We start from the raw sequence: 17,043 nt of genomic DNA on the forward strand, positions 1-17,043 counted from the left end.
AGTTGTCGGCGTCAGCGGCGCAGGTGTTCGGGGTCGGGTTCTGGATCGTCGTACTCCGGAGCCGCAGGCTCCCGCCAATACTCTTCCAACGTGAGGTCGCGCTCCGCCACCTCCGCGGCCGTTTCCGTACCCACATACCGCAGGTGCCAGGGCTCATAAGCGAACCCGGTGATGTCTTCCATCCCCTCTGGGTATCGGATCACGAACCCGAAGTCGTCGGCGCCGTCCTCCAACCAATCGAACTCTGGGGTCTCATGGAAGCACTCTCCGAGAATGCACTCAGGGTTGTCGATGCTGATGACATCCACCGCTAGACCCGTCTGATGCTCGGAGTATCCCGGACGTGCGGCGAATTCATCGGTGGGCTCAACGCCGTGCTCTGCATAGCGCGCTGAGTAGAGTCGCGCCTGCGATTCGAAGGACCGGTAGCCGCTCGTCGCGGCGAGACTGACTCCGTCGTCCGAAGCCTCCTCAAAGAGTTTCTCGGCAGCTTCGGCCGCCTCCTCCCGCAAATACACCGGTTCCGGTTCGGAAGTGCGGACACCCACCTCCGCCAGATCATCTGGTGAGTAGTCCACCGGTTCCAGAGGATTCTGACGGTTGACCAGCACATGGATTGAGTCTGGGTCCCCGCTCGCCTGAGACGCTTGCAGGTCTTGCGGCTGCGGAAGCTGGGCAAGAGCGATGACGCCCAGAGCCACCACCTGCTCTGCGAGTCCACTCATACTTTGCGCAACAGGACGCGGGACACGCTGTGATCGTCGTCTTTGGACATCACCAGCCGAGCGCGGGACCGGGTCGGCTGAATGTTCTCACGCAGATTAGGGCCGTTGATGCGCTTCCAGATGTCGGTGGCCTGCGCCACCGCCTGCTGGTCGCTGAGTCGGCTGTACTGGTGGAAGTACGCCTCGGGATTTGCGAACGCCCCATGCCTCCAGCGCATGAACCGATCCACGTACCACTGCTCTATGTGACTGGACTTGGCATCGACAAAGATCGAAAAGTCGAAGAAGTCACTCAGGGCAAGTCCAGCGGTGCCGTCCTCGCGCACTCTGGCAGGTTGGAGCACGTTGAGCCCCTCCAGAATCAGCACATCGGGCCGACGCACTACAAACCGCTCATTGGGCATGATGTCGTACTTCACGTGAGAGTACACGGGGGCCGGCACTTCAGGGCGGCCAGACTTCACCTCGGAGACGAACCGCAGCAGACGCCGACGATCGTAGGCTTCAGGGAACCCCTTGCGATCCATCATGCCGCGTCTGCGCAGCTCCGCATTCGGGTATAGAAAGCCGTCGGTGGTGACCAGCTCCACCCGCGGGGTGGAGGACCAGCGGCGCAGCATCTCCTGCAGCACGCGCGCTGTGGTGGATTTTCCCACGGCCACGGACCCGGCCACTCCGATGATGAATGGAGTGCGGCGGGTGGTTCCACCCAAGAAGTCGTTGGTGGCCGAGCGCAGTCTCGCCGCATTCTCGACGTAAATGTTGAGCAGTCGCGACAGCGGCAGGTACACCTGTGCCACCTCCTCCAGGGAGAGATGCTCCCCGATGCCGCGCAGTCGGTCGACGTCGTCTTGGTTCAGCGGCTGCTCCATCGACTCCGCCAGACGAGCCCAGGCCGCTCGGTCGAGCTCGACAAAGGGGGAATAGTGCGTTGACTCATTGTCCAGCGGGGGGGAACCAGCCCAGGGTGCCGTTCCACTGACCTCCGGAGGAACAGGCACAGGGGCAGTGCGCGGGTGGACGGGCTGGGATTGCACAGGGGACACGATACCGCCTACCACCATCTCCATTTCCCATTGTCTCCACGGTATTGTGAGGCTCATGTGTGGAATCGTTGGTTATATCGGGTTGCCGGAGAAGTCTGTTGAGCACCATGCCTTGGATGTGCTCGTGGAGGGTTTGCGGCGTTTGGAATATCGCGGCTATGACTCTGCGGGTGTGGCGACTGTGGCCGGAGGGGCGGTGGAGGCCCGGAAGAAGTCAGGGAAGTTGGCGAACCTGATTGCAGAAATTGAGCAGGTACCGCTGACTCCGGCGTCGGTGGGTATTGGTCATACGCGGTGGGCCACCCATGGAGGTCCGACAGATCTGAACGCACATCCGCACTTCGGTGATGATGGCCGGTTGGCGGTGATTCATAACGGGATCATTGAGAATTTTGCGCAGCTGCGCCAGCGGTTGTCCTTGGCCGGGCATGTGTTCGAGTCACAGACCGATACCGAGGTCGCCGCAAAGCTGATCGGGGAGGCTTTCCAGAACACTGGAGATCTGACGGAGGCGATGCGCCAGGCGGTCAATGATCTTGAAGGTGCCTTTACGTTATTGGTGGTCCACCCTGATCAGCCGGATCGTGTGGTGGCGGCTCGGCGGAACTCCCCGTTGGTGGTGGGCCTCGGCGAGGGTGAGAACTTCTTGGGCAGCGATGTCTCCGGTTTCATCGACTTCACCCGTGAGGCGGTGGAGCTGGAGCAGGATCAGATTGTGACGATCACTGCTGGGGATGTCTCCATCATCAATTTCGACGGGTCTGCTGCAGCGGGGAAGCGGTTCCACATCGATTGGGACGCTACGGCTGCGGAGAAGGGCGGCTATGACTCCTTCATGGAGAAGGAGATCAATGAGCAGCCTAAGGCGGTGGAGGACACCCTGTTGGGGCGCACTGACGCGGAGGGCCGGTTGACCTTGGATGAGCTGCGAATCAGTCCTGAGCAGCTCAAGAACACCTCGAAGATTATTGTGCTTGCCTGTGGGACGGCTGCGTATGCGGGTACGGTGGCGAAATACGCGATTGAGCATTGGACTCGGATTCCGGTGGAGGTCGAGTTGGCTCATGAGTTCCGGTACCGGGATCCGATCATAGATGCGTCCACTTTGGTGGTGTCGATCTCTCAGTCGGGGGAGACGATGGACACTTTGATGGCGGTCCGCTACGCGAAGGAGCAGGGCGCCCGGACGCTGAGCATCTGTAACACCAACGGTTCCACGATTCCTCGGGAGTCAGATGCGGTGCTGTATCTGCACGCGGGCCCGGAGATCGCGGTGGCTTCGACGAAGGCGTTTCTCGCGATGATCGCAGCGAGTTATCTGTTGGGGTTGTATCTGGCGCAGCTGCGGGGTCAGTTGTTCTCAGGTCAGATCAGTGACATTTTGGCGGACCTGCACAAGATTCCGGCGAAGATTCAGACGATTCTGGATTCGGCTGTGGACATCAAGAGCTTGGCCCAGGCGATGGCGCAGACCCCGAGCGTGTTGTTCCTGGGCCGGCATGTAGGGTTCCCGGTGGCGATGGAGGGTGCGTTGAAGCTCAAAGAGCTGGCATACATCCATGCGGAGGGTTTCGCTGCCGGTGAGTTGAAGCACGGGCCGATTGCGTTGATTGAGGAGGGCCAGCCGGTATTCGTGGTGGTGCCTTCACCCCGTGGCCGGGATTCGCTGCACGGGAAGGTGGTCTCCAATATTCAGGAGGTGCGGGCCCGGGGCGCGAAGACCATCACTGTCGCGGAGGAGGGCGACGAGGCTGTGCGCGAATTTTCGGAGAACGTGTTCTTTGTCCCCGAGACTCAGCCGCTGCTCATGCCCCTGCTGACCACGGTGCCGCTGCAGATCTTCGCCTGTGCCCTGGCCAGCGAGAAGGGCTATGACGTGGATCAGCCCCGCAACCTCGCCAAATCCGTCACCGTGGAGTAAACCCCCGGTGATCATCGGAATCGGAGTCGACGTCGTGGCTGTCTCTCGCTTCGCTGAGCAGCTGCGGCGGGCCCCAGCTCTGCGCGAAAGGCTCTTCACCCCCGCCGAGCGGGGACTGAACGTTCGCTCCCTCGCTGCTCGATTCGCTGCGAAAGAGGCGGTGGCAAAGGCTCTGGGTGCCCCCGCCGGAATGAATTGGCAGGATTGTCAGGTGGTCTGTGACTCAGCAGGTGACCCTCATGTTGAGGTGGTTGGAACGGTGGCTGAGGCAGCTCACGCGAAGGGAGTAGAGCGGTGGCACCTGTCGATGTCCCATGACGGTGACCTCGCTACCGGGATGGTGGTGGCCGAAGGGTCGCTACAGTAGGCACCAGGAGGTGGCCATGCTCGTTAACGTCTACACCGGAGATCAGATTCGTGCGGCCGAGAAGCCCCTTCTGGATACCGGATACGGCCCTGCCCTGATGGGGCGGGCCGCCTACGGGCTGGCCCATCACATCGCCCATCACCACTCCTCGGCGCGCGGCCGTGGACTCTACGGTGCGCGGATCACCGCCCTGATCGGGCCCGGGAACAATGGCGGCGACGGACTATACGCACTTGCCCACTTGGCCCGACGGGGAGCAGCTGTCGCCGCAGTGCTCACCCGAGACCGTGCCCACCCCGAGGGCCTGCAGGCCTTCCGTGCAGCCGGAGGTCGGGTGGTGGATCACATTCCCCCATCAACTGAGGTACTGGTAGATGCGGTGGTGGGTACCGGCTTTCGTGGAGATTTCGTCCGCCCTCAGGTGCCGGGTCTGGAGATCCTCAACGACGACGCCGCACTCCGACCTCTAGTGGTGGCCTGTGATCTGCCTTCGGGAGTCAACGCCGACACCGGAGCCGCCGGTGAAGGCGTGATCGCCGCGGACCTCTCGGTGACCTTCGGCGGCATGAAACAGGGGCTGATCGCCGGACGCGGCGGCACACTCAGCGGCATGCTGCACACTGTGCCTATCGGACTTGAACGACATCTTCCGAAAACCCCGGTGCGGCTGACGAGTGTGCAGGAACCCACCAATGTCTCCTCACCCCTCCCCACTGACCACAAGTACTCCCGGGGGGTCCTGCACCTGGTAGCCGGGTCCTCCGCCTTCCCGGGCGCTGCACTGCTCACTGCGGGAGCTGCGGTCAGCACAGGGGTGGGGATGGTGGTCCTCCAGGCCCCCGAGGCAGTACGTTCACGGGTCATCAGCGCCTACCCGGAGGTGGTGGGTGTCCCGCCATCAAGCACCCCTGCGGCAATGGACAGAAGTGACGGCGTCGTCATTGGTCCTGGACTCGGTGACCAGCCGCAACTGCTCTCCGAAGCTGAAGCTGTCTTGGAGCACGTGCTGGAGTCGGGAACCGCGTGCGTCCTTGATGCCTCCGGGCTCGGGCTCATAAGGGACCAACTGCGCCGACGAGGAGGACTGAGCACGAACGTCCTCATCACCCCCCATGTGGGCGAGGCGCGCCGGATCGCGGTCATGCTCCGTGACCGGGTGCTGGCATCCATGTTGGACAGTGGTTCCGCCAAGGCTGACCCTGTGGAGGCTGCACGGAGAGTGGCGGGGAGCTTAGACTGCAGCGTCTTGCTCAAAGGGTCCACCACTGTGGTGGCGTCGCCGCAGGGTGAGGTGTTGCTTCACCGGGCTCAGGCCCCGGGACTGGCCACGGCTGGCACGGGGGATGTGCTCAGCGGAATCCTTGGTGCGCTGTGCGCCACGCAGGAACAGGACTGGTTGACCGTCGCCGCCCAGGGTGTGAGCATGCACACCGCTGCAGTACAACGGATCGACCCGGAAGGACGGGGCCGCTTTGGCGCCTCAGCCGTGGTGAGGGCGATGGGCTGAGAATTCAGAATGGTCGCTTGTCCGGCCACCTGTGGATGAACTGTTAAGCCGTCTCTGCTTGTCCCGGTACCCTGGGGTCCATGAAGTTACCGGAGCGTGCGGCCGTCATCGACGCCTCTGCCATCGCCCACAACGTGCGAACTATTGCCGAATACGTCCGGCCGGCCAAGGTGCTGGCGGCGGTCAAAGCGGATGGTTACGGTCACGGCCTGATGACCGCCGCGCAGGCGGCGCTGCGCGGAGGGGCGGACTGGTTGGGCGTTGCCCATATTGCTGAGGCCCTGCAGCTGCGCGCTGAGGGAATTGAGGCTCCGCTGTTGGCATGGCTGCACACTCAGGACACAGACTTCGCCGCCGGAATCGAAGCCCATATTGACCTCGGCGTTTCCGGTTGGGATCTCGACCCCATCGCTGAAGCGGCCAACGTCCTTCACGAACCAGCCCGAGTGCACCTGAAGGTGGACACAGGGCTTGGCAGAAACGGGGCGACCATGGCCGACTGGCCGGAACTGGTTCGCCGCGCGGCGGACTTCAAGAACCGCGGCTTAATCAGCGTGGAGGGCATCTTCACCCATATGGCTGTCGCTGATGAGCCGGACCGCAGAGAGACTGACGAGCAGCTGGAGGCTTTCCACGAGGCCCTGGCAATCGCCGAACGGCACGGAATCGTTCCGGATCTTCGGCACGTGGCCAATACCCCAGCGGCGCTGTCCCGACCGGATGCGCACTTCGACATGGTCCGAGTAGGCGTGGGCGTGTACGGCCACAGCCCGTTCGCCGACCGCACCGGAGCATCCCTGGGACTCAGGCCGGCCATGGAGCTGCGCACCACTGTGGCCAATGTCAAGACGGTTCCGGCGGGCCAGGGCATAAGTTACGGGCTGACCCACAGGGTGGAGGCGCCTACCAAATTAGGCCTGATCCCTCTGGGCTATGCCGACGGCATTCCACGCATCGCAGTCGGGGCGCCGGTTCTGATCCGGGGACGCAGGTACTGCTCCGCGGGCCGGGTCGCGATGGATCAGTTCGTGGTGGACCTCGGAGACGATTCCGATGTGGAAGTCGGTGATGAAGTGGTCGTCTTCGGCGGAGAATCGGGCATTGAGGCCGCCGAATGGGGAACTGCGGCCGGCACTATTAACTACGAGATCGTCACGCGGATCGGCGCACGCGTCCCGCGGGTGGTGGTCAACGCGGAGCCGAGCCTGTGATCGATCCGGCTCGCCCATCCGCGGAGCTGCCGGGGGAGAACTGGCAGCTCCAGAAAGAATTCTCCGATCTGGAGGCTACGGCGGAGTTCGCCCATGCGCTCGCCGGGGAGCTGAGGTCAGGGGATTTGGTGGTGCTCACCGGCGGGCTCGGTGCAGGAAAAACCACTTTCACACGCGCGCTCGCTCACGCGCTAGGGGTCAGAGGCCAGGTGAGCTCGCCCACGTTCACCATGTCTCGAATCCATGCCAGTGCCGGCGGCGACGCCCCGAGATTGGTCCACGTGGACGCCTACCGCACCGACGCCGCCGGCCTGGAGTCGCTGGACCTCCTGTCAACCTTGGACGACTCAGTCACAGTGGTCGAATGGGGTCGCGGTCTGGTGGAGCGGGCACTGGTGGGCGACTCCGGCTCTTGGCTGGACCTGGAACTTGGCCAACCCCCGGTGTCCTCCGTCCGGCCAGGGGCGGGGGCCGGTTCCGAAGAATCCTCAGGCGGCGGCCCCGTCATTGAGACTGATTTCAGTGAGTCCGAAGGGGACATCCTAGGGTCACCGCGCCAGGCAGTGCTGCGCGGCTACGGAGCGCGGTGGGCAACCGTGCCGCAGGTGCTCGACCGACTCAACAGGCGGCGCTGATACGCCTGGAATCACAGCCCGCAGGGAGAGTGGTCCTGAGTTGACTGAGTTGCTCGCTACCATGGTGGGGTGCTTCTGCTAACCATCGACTCCTCGGCTGGTGCCTCAGTCGCCCTCACTCGCGACGGTGCGCCTCTAGATGCCTGGCGTACAGAGCAGACCACCTCACACGCGGAAGTCCTTGCTCCGGCAGTTCAGCGAATGATGATCGGGGCAGGAGTGACCGGCGCGGATCTCGATGGTGTGGCGGTGGGTGTGGGACCGGGACCCTTCACCGGATTGCGGGTGGGGCTCGCATTGGCACATGCGCTCGCCGAGGCGTGGCGCAAGCCGCTGCACGGAATCTGCAGTCTGGACTCACTTGCTCTGCGTGCAACCGACGCGGGAGTCGAGGGTGAATTTCTCGTGGCCACCGACGCCCGGCGTCGCGAGGTCTACTGGGCCCAGTACATCAGGGATGAGAAAGGTTCGCGTTTGGTCCGGGGGCCCTTTGGGGCTTCTGCCACGGACCTTCCGGAACTGCCCGCAGTGGGCGCCGGGCTGGGACTGTACCCACAGGAGCTGCGCCCCGCCACGATGGATGAGGACCCGTCCGCGTGGGTGCCCGATGCTGCCGAGCTGGGTCAGTTGGCCGAAGGGGCGCTCGTCGGTGAGCTTCACGGGGTGTTGTGCCAGGCGCGCCCGCTCTACCTGCGCGAATCTGACGCGCAAGTGCCTGTGCAGATGCGCCAGGGAGGCTCCTGATGGTTCATCCACGCAAGATCGCGTCGCGGGATGTGGGAAATGAGACCGCCAAGAGGTGCTGTTTCCCACATCCAGCGACGCTCTGCGCGGGTGGGGGTGCAGCGTGAGCACTGAATCGCCGATCCCCGGCACCTCAATCCGGCCGATGACTGCCCAGGATGTGCCCCAGGCCAGCCAGCTGGAGCGCCGGCTTTTTCCACATGACGCGTGGCCCGAGCGTTTCTTCTACGATGAGCTGGCCCAAGCAGAGCCGAGCGTGGAGCCGCACCGGGCCACGCGTGCCTACTGGGTGGCCGAGAAGGGTGACCGACTGCTGGGGTATGCCGGCATGATGTGCGTGCTGCCGTTAGCCGATGTCCAGACTCTGGCCGTGGCCCCCGAGGCCCAGGGCAGGGGACTGGGCTCCCACCTCCTGGACCTGATCGAACAGGAGGCGCGACGCAGGGGAGCGGAGGACCTTCTCCTGGAGGTGCGCCAGGACAACCCGAGGGCCCAAAAGTTGTACCTGCGCAGCGGATTCGAACAGATTCATCTGCGGCGAGAGTACTATCCGGATGGCGGCGACGCGCTCATCATGCGTAAACGGCTCGCCGAACCTCCGCCCAGAGTTGGGCCCATCGGCAGCGACAGGAGAGGCGCCCATGAGTGAACCGCTCGTGCTCGGCATTGAAACCTCATGCGACGAGACCGGAATCGGAATTGTGCGTGGAACCCGGCTGCTGGCCAACGAGGTGGCCTCCTCCATGGATGAGCATGTCCGATTCGGTGGGGTCATCCCGGAGATCGCCGCTCGCGCTCACTTGGAGGCGTTCACCCCCACACTGCGCACAGCGCTGGAGACAGCTGGTGTGGAGCTGCGCGAGATCGATGCGATCGCGGTGACCGCGGGGCCAGGATTGGCAGGAGCACTGATGGTGGGGCTCTCGGCCGCCAAGGGGTTGGCATTGGCTGCTGACAAGCCGCTCTACGGTGTTAACCATTTGGTGGCCCACGTTGCGGTCGCCCTGGTCGATCACGACGCTGCCAGCTCGCCGCTGGCTCCGAACACCGCGGCGCTCCTGGTCTCGGGCGGGCACACCGAAATCCTCCGGGTGGGATCGCTGGCTCGTGATGTGGAGCTGCTCGGGTCCACCATCGATGACGCCGCCGGCGAGGCCTTTGACAAGACCGCGCGCCTGCTGGGACTGGGATACCCTGGCGGGCCCGCGATCGACGCCGCCGCGCGGATGGGGGACCCGAAGGCGTTTCGGTTTCCCCGCGGGCTGACGATGCCCAAGTTTGAAGGGACCGTCCAGAGCCCCGGTAAGCACCGGCACAACTGGTCCTTCTCCGGACTGAAGACAGCAGTGGCCCGGGCCGCAGAACAGTTTGAGGCTCAGGGTCTTGCCGTTCCAACAGCCGACCTCGCGGCCAGCTTTCAGGAGGCGGTGGTGGATGTGCTCACTGCCAAGGCGGTACGGGCCTGTCAGGAGCACGGGCTGACGAGCATGTTATTGGGTGGGGGAGTCGCGGCCAACTCGCGGCTGCGCGAGCTGCTCGCACAGCGCTGCGCCGACGCCGGGGTCGAACTGACAGTGCCGCCGATCCCACTGTGTACTGATAATGGCGCGATGGTCGCCGCGCTGGGAGCTCAGCTGGTCAGTGCGGGAGCGCAGGCGTCGTCGTTAGAAATCCCTGCCGATTCCAGCCTCCCAGTTGAGCGCATAGTCATCTGAGCCCCGGGCTGGACCAAGCGCTCAACCGTTGATTGAGGTGCGGGTGATGGCCGCGGAGTCCAGGACTACCTGGCGAAGGTCACCGTCGTGGGAGTCGGCGACCCTCTTCTGCCGCTGGTACCCCGCGCCGCTGCGCATGATGGTCTCCAGATGACGGAGCTCATCGGCGCATCCCAAATCTTGAGCAACCGGTTCCAGCCGCTCCAGCTCTCGGGCCATCGCCTCGGTGACCAGCTCCTCGTCCCCTCGCTCGTTGAGAATAATGATGGCATCGAGGCCATAGCGGGCCGCTCGCCACTTGTTCTCCTTGACGTACCAGTGCGGCATCGACGTCACAGATCCCCCGCCGTCGAGCTGCCGCATGGTGTCCTCCACCAAACACTGTGTGAATGCAGTAAAGGCGCCAATCTCGTCCAAGGTGGCCACCCCGTCACAAATACGCATCTCGACTGTGCCGAGTCTGGGCACGGCACGGAAGTCCCAGCGTACCTCTGTCACGTCATTGATGACGCCTGTGTGCTCAAGGTCAGCAACGGCCTTCTCATACCCGGCCCACTCATCGAACTGATACGACTGTCCGGCGGTGGGCAGCTGCTGGAACATCAACGCGCGGTTCGATGCGTAACCAGTGTCCTCACCGGACCAGTAAGGGGAAGATGCTGACAACGCTTGGAAGTGCGCGTTGTAGTTGCACAGCGCGTTGACCACCGGCATGGCGTACTTCACACTGGGCAGTCCGACGTGCACATGGATCCCATAGATGACCATCTGGCGTCCCCACCACTGAGTGCGGCGGATCAGCTCGTTGTAGCGCTCCTTATCGGTCACCGGTTGCTTAGTGGGTGGTGCGAAGGGATGCGAACCCTGACAATAGAGCTCCACATCCAGCGGCTCGCAGTGCTTCATCACATTCAGTGCGGTCTCGCGAAGCTGGCCCACCCCTTCGGCCACGTCGCCACAGATGTCGGTGACCAGCTCCACAGTGTTCAGCAGCAGCTCCTGTTTGACGTAGGGGTGCTCCTGGTCGCGAGTCAGCTCGGGGTGGTCGGCCCGGGTCGCCTCGAGGATGCGCTCAGCGACACTGCGCAGATCCCCGGTCTGCCGATCGACCAGTGCAAGCTCCCACTCGATACCGAGAGTCGAGCGAGGGGATTCGGCGAACTCAAGTCCCATGAGCTTCTCCTGTCATCAGCCATCCGTGCAACGAGCTAACTGTATCCGCACTTTCCTGGAGAGGTCCTATGTGGAGTCTCGATGTCTGCTGCGGCTGCTGCCAGCCGGGTCCAGCAGACCGTACTCTTGTGGGGATGGTGTCTTTATCACGCGTTCTGACTGTCGCTGCCTTGACGGGGGCGTTCCTGCTGACCTCCTGTGCCGAAAACGACGACGTTGGCTCACCCGGCAGTGTGGACGCTGACTCAGACGGCGCTGAGGAGAACGCGGAAGAGGCTGCCGAGCAGGAGCGGGCCGAAGAGGAGGAGCGCTTCAGCGAAGCTGTTGGGGCTCAGGAAGCCGCACTAGCCGGGCCTGGGGAGCAGCACCGCTCCGAGGCTGCCGAGTTGGTCGCCGAGATGACATTGGACGAGCGTGCCGGACAGGTGATCATTGGTGAGTACTCCGGAACTGACGTCGACTCTGCGGCTGAGCTGGTGGAGCGCCATCACCTAGCAGGCGTCATCCTGATGGGACACAACATCCCCAGCAGCTCCGGTGCGGTCGCGACGGACGCGCTGGCAGCTCAAATTGACACCATCGCGAGCTCCGGCTCGGATCCTGAGGCTGCCTCCGCCCGGGCCGTCCCACCGATCATCTCAGTGGATCAGGAGGGTGGGCTGGTAACGCGTGTCGGTGCCCCGCTGAATGAGTGGCCCACCCCGATGGGGTCCGGTGCCGTCCACCAGTCCAGCGGAGAGTTGTGGAGCGTCGGGGGAGTCCACCGGCATATGGCAGCGGATCTCGCCGACTTAGGCTTTACGGTGACATTTGCCCCCAATGCCGATGTGACGATCGGTGCGGATGACCCCACCATGGGCTCACGGACGTTCGGCGCCGACCCAGACAGTGTCGGGCCGCTCGCGCTCCAGGCAGTCCGTGGGCTGGCAGACGCCGGCTTGGCCGGTTCCATCAAACACTTCCCAGGGCACGGTTCCGTTACCGACGACTCCCATCACACGCTGCCGGTGCAGCAGCGGGAGCTCAGCGAGCTGCGCGAACGCGACTGGAAACCGTTCGCTGAAGTGATAGAGGCCGGAGCGCCGATGGTGATGATGGGACACATTGAGGTGCCGGAGTTGGAAGCCGGGGTGCCGTCGTCGTTATCTTCTGCTGGCTATGCAGAAATTCGCGAGATGGGCCACGAGGGTGTCATTGTCACAGACGCTATGAACATGGCGGCCATAGCCGATGGTTTCGGCGGTGATCAGGCGGTGGTCGAAGCGCTCGCTGCCGGTGCGGACCTGATCCTCATGCCGCACTCATCACCTGGTGCCCATGCAGCAATTATGGCGGCTGTGGAGTCCGGCGAGTTACAGGAGGATCGCCTGGTGGAGGCTGCCGAGCGGGTAGTGGCCCTGGTCCTTTGGCAGCAGGAGTTGGCCGCCGGCGAGTTGGACGCCGGTCCCGGTGTGTCGGCCCCTGAGGAGCTGCAGGGACGGGTGATCTACGGCCCGGCTGACGGGGACAGCCGGAATGAGGGCGACGAGCCCCCCAGTGCGGAGGAGGCCAGCGAACATCCTGATGCGGGGGACCCCTCCGCAGTGGCAGAACATGTGGCGGTGCAGTCGATCACACTCGTGGAAGGCGATTGCGAGACGGAATTGGTCACCGAGGCTCTCCAGATTCACGGTGGGACCCAGCAGGATCGCGATCGGCTCGCAATGGCCGCGCGAGAGGCTGGGCTGGAGGTGGGATGGGGCCCGGTGGTCACTCTGCTGGGGGGAACCGCGCCGAGTTCGGGAGATGTGGTGGTCTCCCTCGACCGGCCCGAGGCGCTCGCGGACTCCACGGCGGAGACCAAGCTTGCGCTGTATGGCCGCACCCAGGCGTCATTCACTGCTCTGGTGGGCGTGCTGACCGGTACGGAAGCTCCCGGTGCGCTGCCGGTGGAGGTCGGGGAGCACCCGGTGGGCCACACCAGATGCTGATCTGGAAGCCGAGGGCAGGAGCATTCTCCTGAGACTGAGTCTTGATAAACATATTGCAATGAATTTATATGTGTGGTGAAATGTGACTGTGAGCGACGAATTGGCGTTGGCCCAGGCCGCTCAACTGTTCAAGGTCCTCGGCCACGAGTCGAGGCTTCGGCTGCTGCAGCTGATCCAGCAGGAGCCGCTAACGGTGGGTGCTCTGGTGGAGGCGACAGGCATGTCACAACCACTGGTCTCTCAGCACTTGCGGACCTTGAAGCAGGCTGGGCTTGCCCGGAGCGATCGTCGCGGCAAAAAAGTGCACTACCGGCTCGCGGACCATCACGTCTCGCACGTGGTCAACGATGCCATTGCTCACGCCCAAGAGACCGCAGGGACCACGTCGCAGCCAGCGGCAGAAGGAGTTTCGCCATGAATGATCACAAGACTGCAGAGCACACCATAGGAGATCACAAACACGGTCCTGACTGCGGCCACGAGGCAGTGGAGCACGGGGATCATGTGGACTACGTGCACGATGGCCACCGGCATGCTGAGCACGAAGACCACTACGACGAGCACTGAGCCTCGGCGTCACGGCCCTAGTCTGTCGACAGCTGGTCCGCAGGCTGGTGCCGTCGACGTTAGAGTCAGCCGCTCAGCGAAGTCTCGATGAGGGTCTTTCGCGAGGGCCTCAACTGCTCACGGCGAGGGCGGCACTCAGTTACGTGGCTCTCCCGCTGAATAGATTGAACTCTCTGGGTCTGCCGCTGTGAGGGTTTATCCTTGCCGCCCTTTGAACCTCGGATTCTGCTTGTTGATGACGTAGGTCTTGCCGCGCCGACGAACCACCTGGGAACCGGGTTGCATCTTCAGTGAGCGGAGCGATTTGCGAACCTTCATTTGTGCCTCCAATTGCGAATGAGTAGCATTAGCATAAACTCTACGTGGAACATGGAGATGACAGACAATGAATTGGTCGGCGGACCCGAGCTGTGGGCCACTTTTCCAGATCCATTCCCTGCGTGGAGCACCGCCGACCACTGATGCTCAGAAGAGCTCCGCACGCGTCTGCGACAGCAAAGGTCGGCCATGACCGACTCACCTTAGTCTGTCTCCTCCTGATGACCTCGGTCCTCAGTGAAGTGAGCGCGCGCTGATGATGGTCTTTCGCAACTAATCGCTGCTGGCCTTCACCGTACCTGCGCAACACGCCACTCTGATGTTCGCGATCACTGCCACGGCGTGTAGCGACCAGCCGGTGCTGCTAGCGGCCATTGGCGCAGCAATGCTGCGCGAGTTTCCGCATCTCACAGCACTGACGTGGCTGCTCAAACGGCGGCGTGATCGCGAACAGTGGGACTCAGAGGTCGGAGCCGGTGGCGTCCGCCCGGTCCAGACGCGGATCTTCCAAGAATGGGACAACCATCACGGGACCTTCAGCCTTAAGCAGGACGCCGCGAGAGACCGAACCGAGTACTGCGCCCGAGAAATTCCCGCGCCCATGGGTTCCCAGAACTGTCAGCTGCGCGGCACTCGTCTCTTTGCTCATCACGGCGATGGGGTCACCTGGTTCCAATAAGGTCGTGGCTTTGAGTGAAGGGTAGTGCTGAGCCAACCACTGGACTTCCTCATCGAGGAAATCCTTCAGCTGGGCTGCGCGACTTTCGAGTAGGTCGCTGTCCTTGAGCTCGGGGTACCACAGCAGGGTGCCTGGTAGGGGCAGGGCCATGGTCAGCTGAAGTGAGGTTTCGCGCTCCTCCGCGGCCTCTGCGGCCTGCAGGAGAGCGGCCCGACTCTCGCGAGAACTGTCCACTCCCACGACCACGGGGGTATCGGCCCGGTCCAGGTGGGAACTTGCTTCTCCACCCTCTTCCTTAGTCTGGAACTTCCGCGGGACGACGATTGTGGGGCAGTGGGAGTGGCCTGGCAGTGCTGAAGCGACAGAACCGAGGACTCTGCCGAGGAATCCGCCTCTGCCGCGGGCGCCGACGACCGCGAGTTGGGCATCCGAAGAGAGGTCAACCATGACGCCCGCAGCGTCTCCCACCTCGCTCCGGTAGGCAACCTCACCTGAGTAGTCACGCAGGTGCTTCCGCGCCTCGTCCAGGAACTGCTCTGACGCCTCGGCCCTCTCCTGAGCCTCATGCTTCTCGGGCGCGGCGCTGGGCGAGACGTACATGCTGGGGGGGATGCTGTAAGCGTTGACCACGGTCAACGCTGTGCCGCGGCGTCGCGCGACTCGGGCTCCGTAATTCAGGGCCGCGATGCTCGATGCGGAGCCGTCGAAACCCACGAGGACACCGAGTCGCCTCTCAGGAGAATCAAAGGACACATCGGACTCATTGGTGTGAACATCTTTGCTCATGACAGCCTCTTTCCTAGAGTGACCAGCATTCTGGCACCCCCTGTTGGGTGTTCTCTCATCATATGCTAAGGTTCCCGCTCCGTCTTGGGATATCCATTAGGTGCCGAGTCTCAGACTTCTCCGGAGCCTAAACTGCGGTGTAACCGCCGTCCACTAGCCAATAGGCTCCCGTGACAAAGGAGGCGTCCTCCGAGAGCAGGAAGCGGGTCACTGTGGCGACCTCTTCCGGGCGGCCCAGCCGTCCAAGCATGTGCCGGCTCTTCAAAGTCTCGATGACGTCATCAGGCAGACCAGAAAGTAAGGGTGTGTCGATATAGGCGGGGCCCACAGAATTGATGCGGAGACCCTGAGGGCCGTACTCCGCGGCAGCATTCTTGGTAAGACCCACGACGCCGTGTTTGGAGGCTGTGTAGGCGCCATTGCCGATAGCAGCCACCGAACCGTGAATGGACGTCATATTGACAATGGCGCACTGCTCGCCGCCCTGTTGGAGCATAGCCGGGATCTGGTAACGCATCCCGTAGAGGACGCCATTGAGATTGATGTTAATGACCCGATTCCAGTCGTCGAGGTCCTGATCGCCAGCTGGGGCCTGCTGCCCCGCGATGCCGGCGTTGTTGACGGCATAGTGCAGGCCTCCGAACGTCTCCAGGGCGAAGTCGACGGCCTTCTCGGAATCCTCCGCCTGTGCTGTGTCTTGGGCGAATGCGGCTGCCTCGCCCCCGGCTGAATTGATCGCCTCGGCGGTGTTCTGGGCGGTCTCCAGATTGATATCGGTCACGATGACTTTCGCCCCGTGCTGAGCGAGGTCCTTGCTGATAGATTCGCCCAAACCTGATCCGCCACCTGTGACGAGCGCGACTTTTCCTGTGAACATCATCATCTCCTGTAGCTGGGAGCACGTGCCGCTGTGACTTTATCAAGGCCGCGATCTGAGTAGTAGGTAGACGTTCGCTGGGAGGGTTTTCTACGAGTTGTAGAATTGGACAGTGGCCGATGACCAGCGGCGCCTTTTCGCCCCCGCCCAGCTGACCCGCGGAGCTCTGGCTGCCTTAGTTGGGGTGGGGTCCGCAGTCCTCGCGCATGCGGCGGCAGGCCATCACTCTCCGCACTTTCTGGTTGTGATCTTGGCTCTGGTCGTGAGTCTTCCGATCTGTGTCCAATTGTCCGGCACGCTGATGAGTCCTGGCCGGTTGGCAGGTGCGGTCTTGGGCAGTCAAGTGGTCCTGCACGGTCTCTTTGCACTGTTCCCTGGTCCGACATTGACCTCCTCCGGTCTAGCTCGCGAGAGCCACGCGCACCACGGCGTCACAGCGAACGCATCTCTCCAAAGGGCTGCCGACTCGCCTGATCCAGCAACTCTCGTAGAAACGGGTGGAGGCGCTGCGCCCTCTCTGGCAGCGCAGACCGAGACGACAATGCTGCTGGCTCACCTCGTGGCTGCGTTGAGTGCGTTGGGGCTGTTTTGTTTCGGCGACGCACTGGTTCGTGGCATGGTAGACCGGATCGCCATCGCGCCAGCGCTGATGCTTCTTGATCTCGATCTCTCCCGGAATATACCCCCGCCGAGTGACGCGGATACCGCTCGAAGGGTGGAAAATGCGCCGATCGCCTGGCTCGGTTCAGGACCGCGCACGCTGCGGGGCCCGCCATCACTCGTCAAGTAGAAGCTGCCCACA

General features: G+C 63.1%; 18 protein-coding genes. 12 read left to right on the forward strand and 6 right to left on the reverse strand.

What is annotated here, in order from left to right; translation table 11 throughout:
• Nucleotides 1–11: 11 nt before the first annotated feature.
• Together D3250_RS06235 and coaA are read right to left on the reverse strand one after the other, a co-directional pair.
• Nucleotides 12–725, reverse strand: a complete 714-nt coding sequence (locus tag D3250_RS06235) for a M15 family metallopeptidase (protein ID WP_119902516.1) — start codon at nucleotides 723–725, stop codon at nucleotides 12–14.
• Nucleotides 722–1,762, reverse strand: a complete 1,041-nt coding sequence (coaA, locus tag D3250_RS06240; RefSeq protein ID WP_438830131.1) for a type I pantothenate kinase — start codon at nucleotides 1,760–1,762, stop codon at nucleotides 722–724. The genes D3250_RS06235 and coaA overlap by 4 nt, the downstream gene beginning before the upstream one ends.
• A gap of 64 nt (nucleotides 1,763–1,826) precedes the next feature.
• Between coaA and glmS the strand changes: the two genes are divergently transcribed.
• The 8 genes from glmS to tsaD all read left to right on the forward strand — a co-directional run bounded on the left by glmS (nucleotide 1,827) and on the right by tsaD (nucleotide 9,871).
• Nucleotides 1,827–3,692 carry a glutamine--fructose-6-phosphate transaminase (isomerizing) gene (gene glmS, locus D3250_RS06245; protein ID WP_119902517.1) on the forward strand — a complete coding sequence of 622 codons (1,866 nt, stop codon included), beginning with the start codon at nucleotides 1,827–1,829 and terminating at the stop codon, nucleotides 3,690–3,692.
• Nucleotides 3,693–3,699: 7 nt separating this feature from the next.
• Nucleotides 3,700–4,059 carry a holo-ACP synthase gene (locus D3250_RS06250; RefSeq protein WP_119902518.1) on the forward strand — a complete coding sequence of 120 codons (360 nt, stop codon included), beginning with the start codon at nucleotides 3,700–3,702 and terminating at the stop codon, nucleotides 4,057–4,059.
• A 16-nt stretch (nucleotides 4,060–4,075) separates the two neighbouring features.
• Entirely contained in the window at nucleotides 4,076–5,566 is a 1,491-nt protein-coding gene (locus D3250_RS06255) for an NAD(P)H-hydrate dehydratase (RefSeq protein ID WP_158583085.1), read from the forward strand.
• A gap of 80 nt (nucleotides 5,567–5,646) precedes the next feature.
• A complete protein-coding gene (alr, locus tag D3250_RS06260; RefSeq protein WP_119902520.1) occupies nucleotides 5,647–6,777 on the forward strand; it encodes an alanine racemase in 1,131 nt (376 codons plus the stop codon).
• Complete coding sequence (gene tsaE, locus D3250_RS06265; protein ID WP_225973186.1) at nucleotides 6,774–7,412, forward strand: tRNA (adenosine(37)-N6)-threonylcarbamoyltransferase complex ATPase subunit type 1 TsaE; 639 nt, start codon at nucleotides 6,774–6,776, stop codon at nucleotides 7,410–7,412. Before alr ends, tsaE begins: the two co-directional genes overlap by 4 nt.
• 69 nt (nucleotides 7,413–7,481) lie before the next feature.
• The gene (gene tsaB, locus D3250_RS06270) at nucleotides 7,482–8,156 is read left to right on the forward strand and encodes a tRNA (adenosine(37)-N6)-threonylcarbamoyltransferase complex dimerization subunit type 1 TsaB (RefSeq protein ID WP_119902521.1); all 675 of its coding nucleotides are present in this window, start codon (nucleotides 7,482–7,484) and stop codon (nucleotides 8,154–8,156) included.
• A 145-nt stretch (nucleotides 8,157–8,301) separates the two neighbouring features.
• A complete protein-coding gene (gene rimI, locus D3250_RS06275) occupies nucleotides 8,302–8,805 on the forward strand; it encodes a ribosomal protein S18-alanine N-acetyltransferase (RefSeq protein ID WP_119903015.1) in 504 nt (167 codons plus the stop codon).
• Nucleotides 8,798–9,871, forward strand: coding sequence for a tRNA (adenosine(37)-N6)-threonylcarbamoyltransferase complex transferase subunit TsaD (gene tsaD, locus D3250_RS06280; RefSeq protein ID WP_119902522.1), 1,074 nt, complete (start codon nucleotides 8,798–8,800; stop codon nucleotides 9,869–9,871). The genes rimI and tsaD overlap by 8 nt, the downstream gene beginning before the upstream one ends.
• A 21-nt stretch (nucleotides 9,872–9,892) precedes the next feature.
• Here the strand turns inward: tsaD and D3250_RS06285 are convergent, their stop codons facing one another.
• A complete protein-coding gene (locus D3250_RS06285) occupies nucleotides 9,893–11,044 on the reverse strand; it encodes a glutamate--cysteine ligase (RefSeq protein WP_119902523.1) in 1,152 nt (383 codons plus the stop codon).
• Between the two features lie 134 nt (nucleotides 11,045–11,178).
• On the opposite strand from D3250_RS06285, the gene D3250_RS06290 reads away from it, so the two are divergent.
• From D3250_RS06290 to D3250_RS06300, 3 genes are all read left to right on the forward strand, one after another.
• Entirely contained in the window at nucleotides 11,179–13,014 is a 1,836-nt protein-coding gene (locus tag D3250_RS06290; protein ID WP_158583086.1) for a glycoside hydrolase family 3 protein, read from the forward strand.
• An 88-nt stretch (nucleotides 13,015–13,102) separates the two neighbouring features.
• Nucleotides 13,103–13,432: an ArsR/SmtB family transcription factor gene (locus D3250_RS06295; protein WP_119903016.1), complete on the forward strand. Its 330-nt coding sequence runs from the start codon at nucleotides 13,103–13,105 to the stop codon at nucleotides 13,430–13,432.
• Nucleotides 13,429–13,581: a zinc transporter permease gene (locus tag D3250_RS06300; RefSeq protein WP_119902525.1), complete on the forward strand. Its 153-nt coding sequence runs from the start codon at nucleotides 13,429–13,431 to the stop codon at nucleotides 13,579–13,581. Before D3250_RS06295 ends, D3250_RS06300 begins: the two co-directional genes overlap by 4 nt.
• A 195-nt stretch (nucleotides 13,582–13,776) precedes the next feature.
• Here D3250_RS06300 and ykgO read toward each other — a convergent pair whose 3' ends face one another.
• From ykgO to D3250_RS06315, 3 genes are all read right to left on the reverse strand, one after another.
• The gene (ykgO, locus tag D3250_RS06305) at nucleotides 13,777–13,899 is read right to left on the reverse strand and encodes a type B 50S ribosomal protein L36 (protein ID WP_119902526.1); all 123 of its coding nucleotides are present in this window, start codon (nucleotides 13,897–13,899) and stop codon (nucleotides 13,777–13,779) included.
• Between the two features lie 460 nt (nucleotides 13,900–14,359).
• On the reverse strand, nucleotides 14,360–15,364 hold the full coding sequence (locus D3250_RS06310; RefSeq protein WP_119902527.1) for a universal stress protein: 1,005 nt from the start codon (nucleotides 15,362–15,364) through the stop codon (nucleotides 14,360–14,362).
• A 127-nt stretch (nucleotides 15,365–15,491) separates the two neighbouring features.
• Nucleotides 15,492–16,247 (reverse strand): SDR family NAD(P)-dependent oxidoreductase, encoded by a 756-nt coding sequence (locus D3250_RS06315; protein WP_119902528.1) that lies wholly within the window; start codon nucleotides 16,245–16,247, stop codon nucleotides 15,492–15,494.
• 106 nt (nucleotides 16,248–16,353) lie between these two features.
• On the opposite strand from D3250_RS06315, the gene D3250_RS06320 reads away from it, so the two are divergent.
• A complete protein-coding gene (locus tag D3250_RS06320; RefSeq protein ID WP_119902529.1) occupies nucleotides 16,354–17,031 on the forward strand; it encodes a hypothetical protein in 678 nt (225 codons plus the stop codon).
• Nucleotides 17,032–17,043 lie beyond the last annotated feature (12 nt).

Source organism: Nesterenkonia natronophila (assembly GCF_003595215.1).
GTDB classification, from domain to species: domain Bacteria; phylum Actinomycetota; class Actinomycetes; order Actinomycetales; family Micrococcaceae; genus Nesterenkonia; species Nesterenkonia natronophila.

Bases quoted from the DNA above. Each gene is read 5' to 3' on its own strand.
- D3250_RS06310 (WP_119902527.1), bottom strand. From the start codon at position 15,364: ATGAGCAAAGATGTTCACACCAATGAGTCCGATGTGTCCTTTGATTCT.
- D3250_RS06235 (WP_119902516.1), bottom strand. From the start codon at position 725: ATGAGTGGACTCGCAGAGCAGGTGGTGGCTCTGGGCGTCATCGCTCTT.
- D3250_RS06300 (WP_119902525.1), top strand. From the start codon at position 13,429: ATGAATGATCACAAGACTGCAGAGCACACCATAGGAGATCACAAACAC.
- D3250_RS06290 (WP_158583086.1), top strand. From the start codon at position 11,179: ATGGTGTCTTTATCACGCGTTCTGACTGTCGCTGCCTTGACGGGGGCG.
- alr (WP_119902520.1), top strand. From the start codon at position 5,647: ATGAAGTTACCGGAGCGTGCGGCCGTCATCGACGCCTCTGCCATCGCC.
- ykgO (WP_119902526.1), bottom strand. From the start codon at position 13,899: ATGAAGGTTCGCAAATCGCTCCGCTCACTGAAGATGCAACCCGGTTCC.
- rimI (WP_119903015.1), top strand. From the start codon at position 8,302: ATGACTGCCCAGGATGTGCCCCAGGCCAGCCAGCTGGAGCGCCGGCTT.
- D3250_RS06315 (WP_119902528.1), bottom strand. From the start codon at position 16,247: ATGATGATGTTCACAGGAAAAGTCGCGCTCGTCACAGGTGGCGGATCA.
- D3250_RS06255 (WP_158583085.1), top strand. From the start codon at position 4,076: ATGCTCGTTAACGTCTACACCGGAGATCAGATTCGTGCGGCCGAGAAG.
- glmS (WP_119902517.1), top strand. From the start codon at position 1,827: ATGTGTGGAATCGTTGGTTATATCGGGTTGCCGGAGAAGTCTGTTGAG.
- D3250_RS06285 (WP_119902523.1), bottom strand. From the start codon at position 11,044: ATGGGACTTGAGTTCGCCGAATCCCCTCGCTCGACTCTCGGTATCGAG.
- tsaD (WP_119902522.1), top strand. From the start codon at position 8,798: ATGAGTGAACCGCTCGTGCTCGGCATTGAAACCTCATGCGACGAGACC.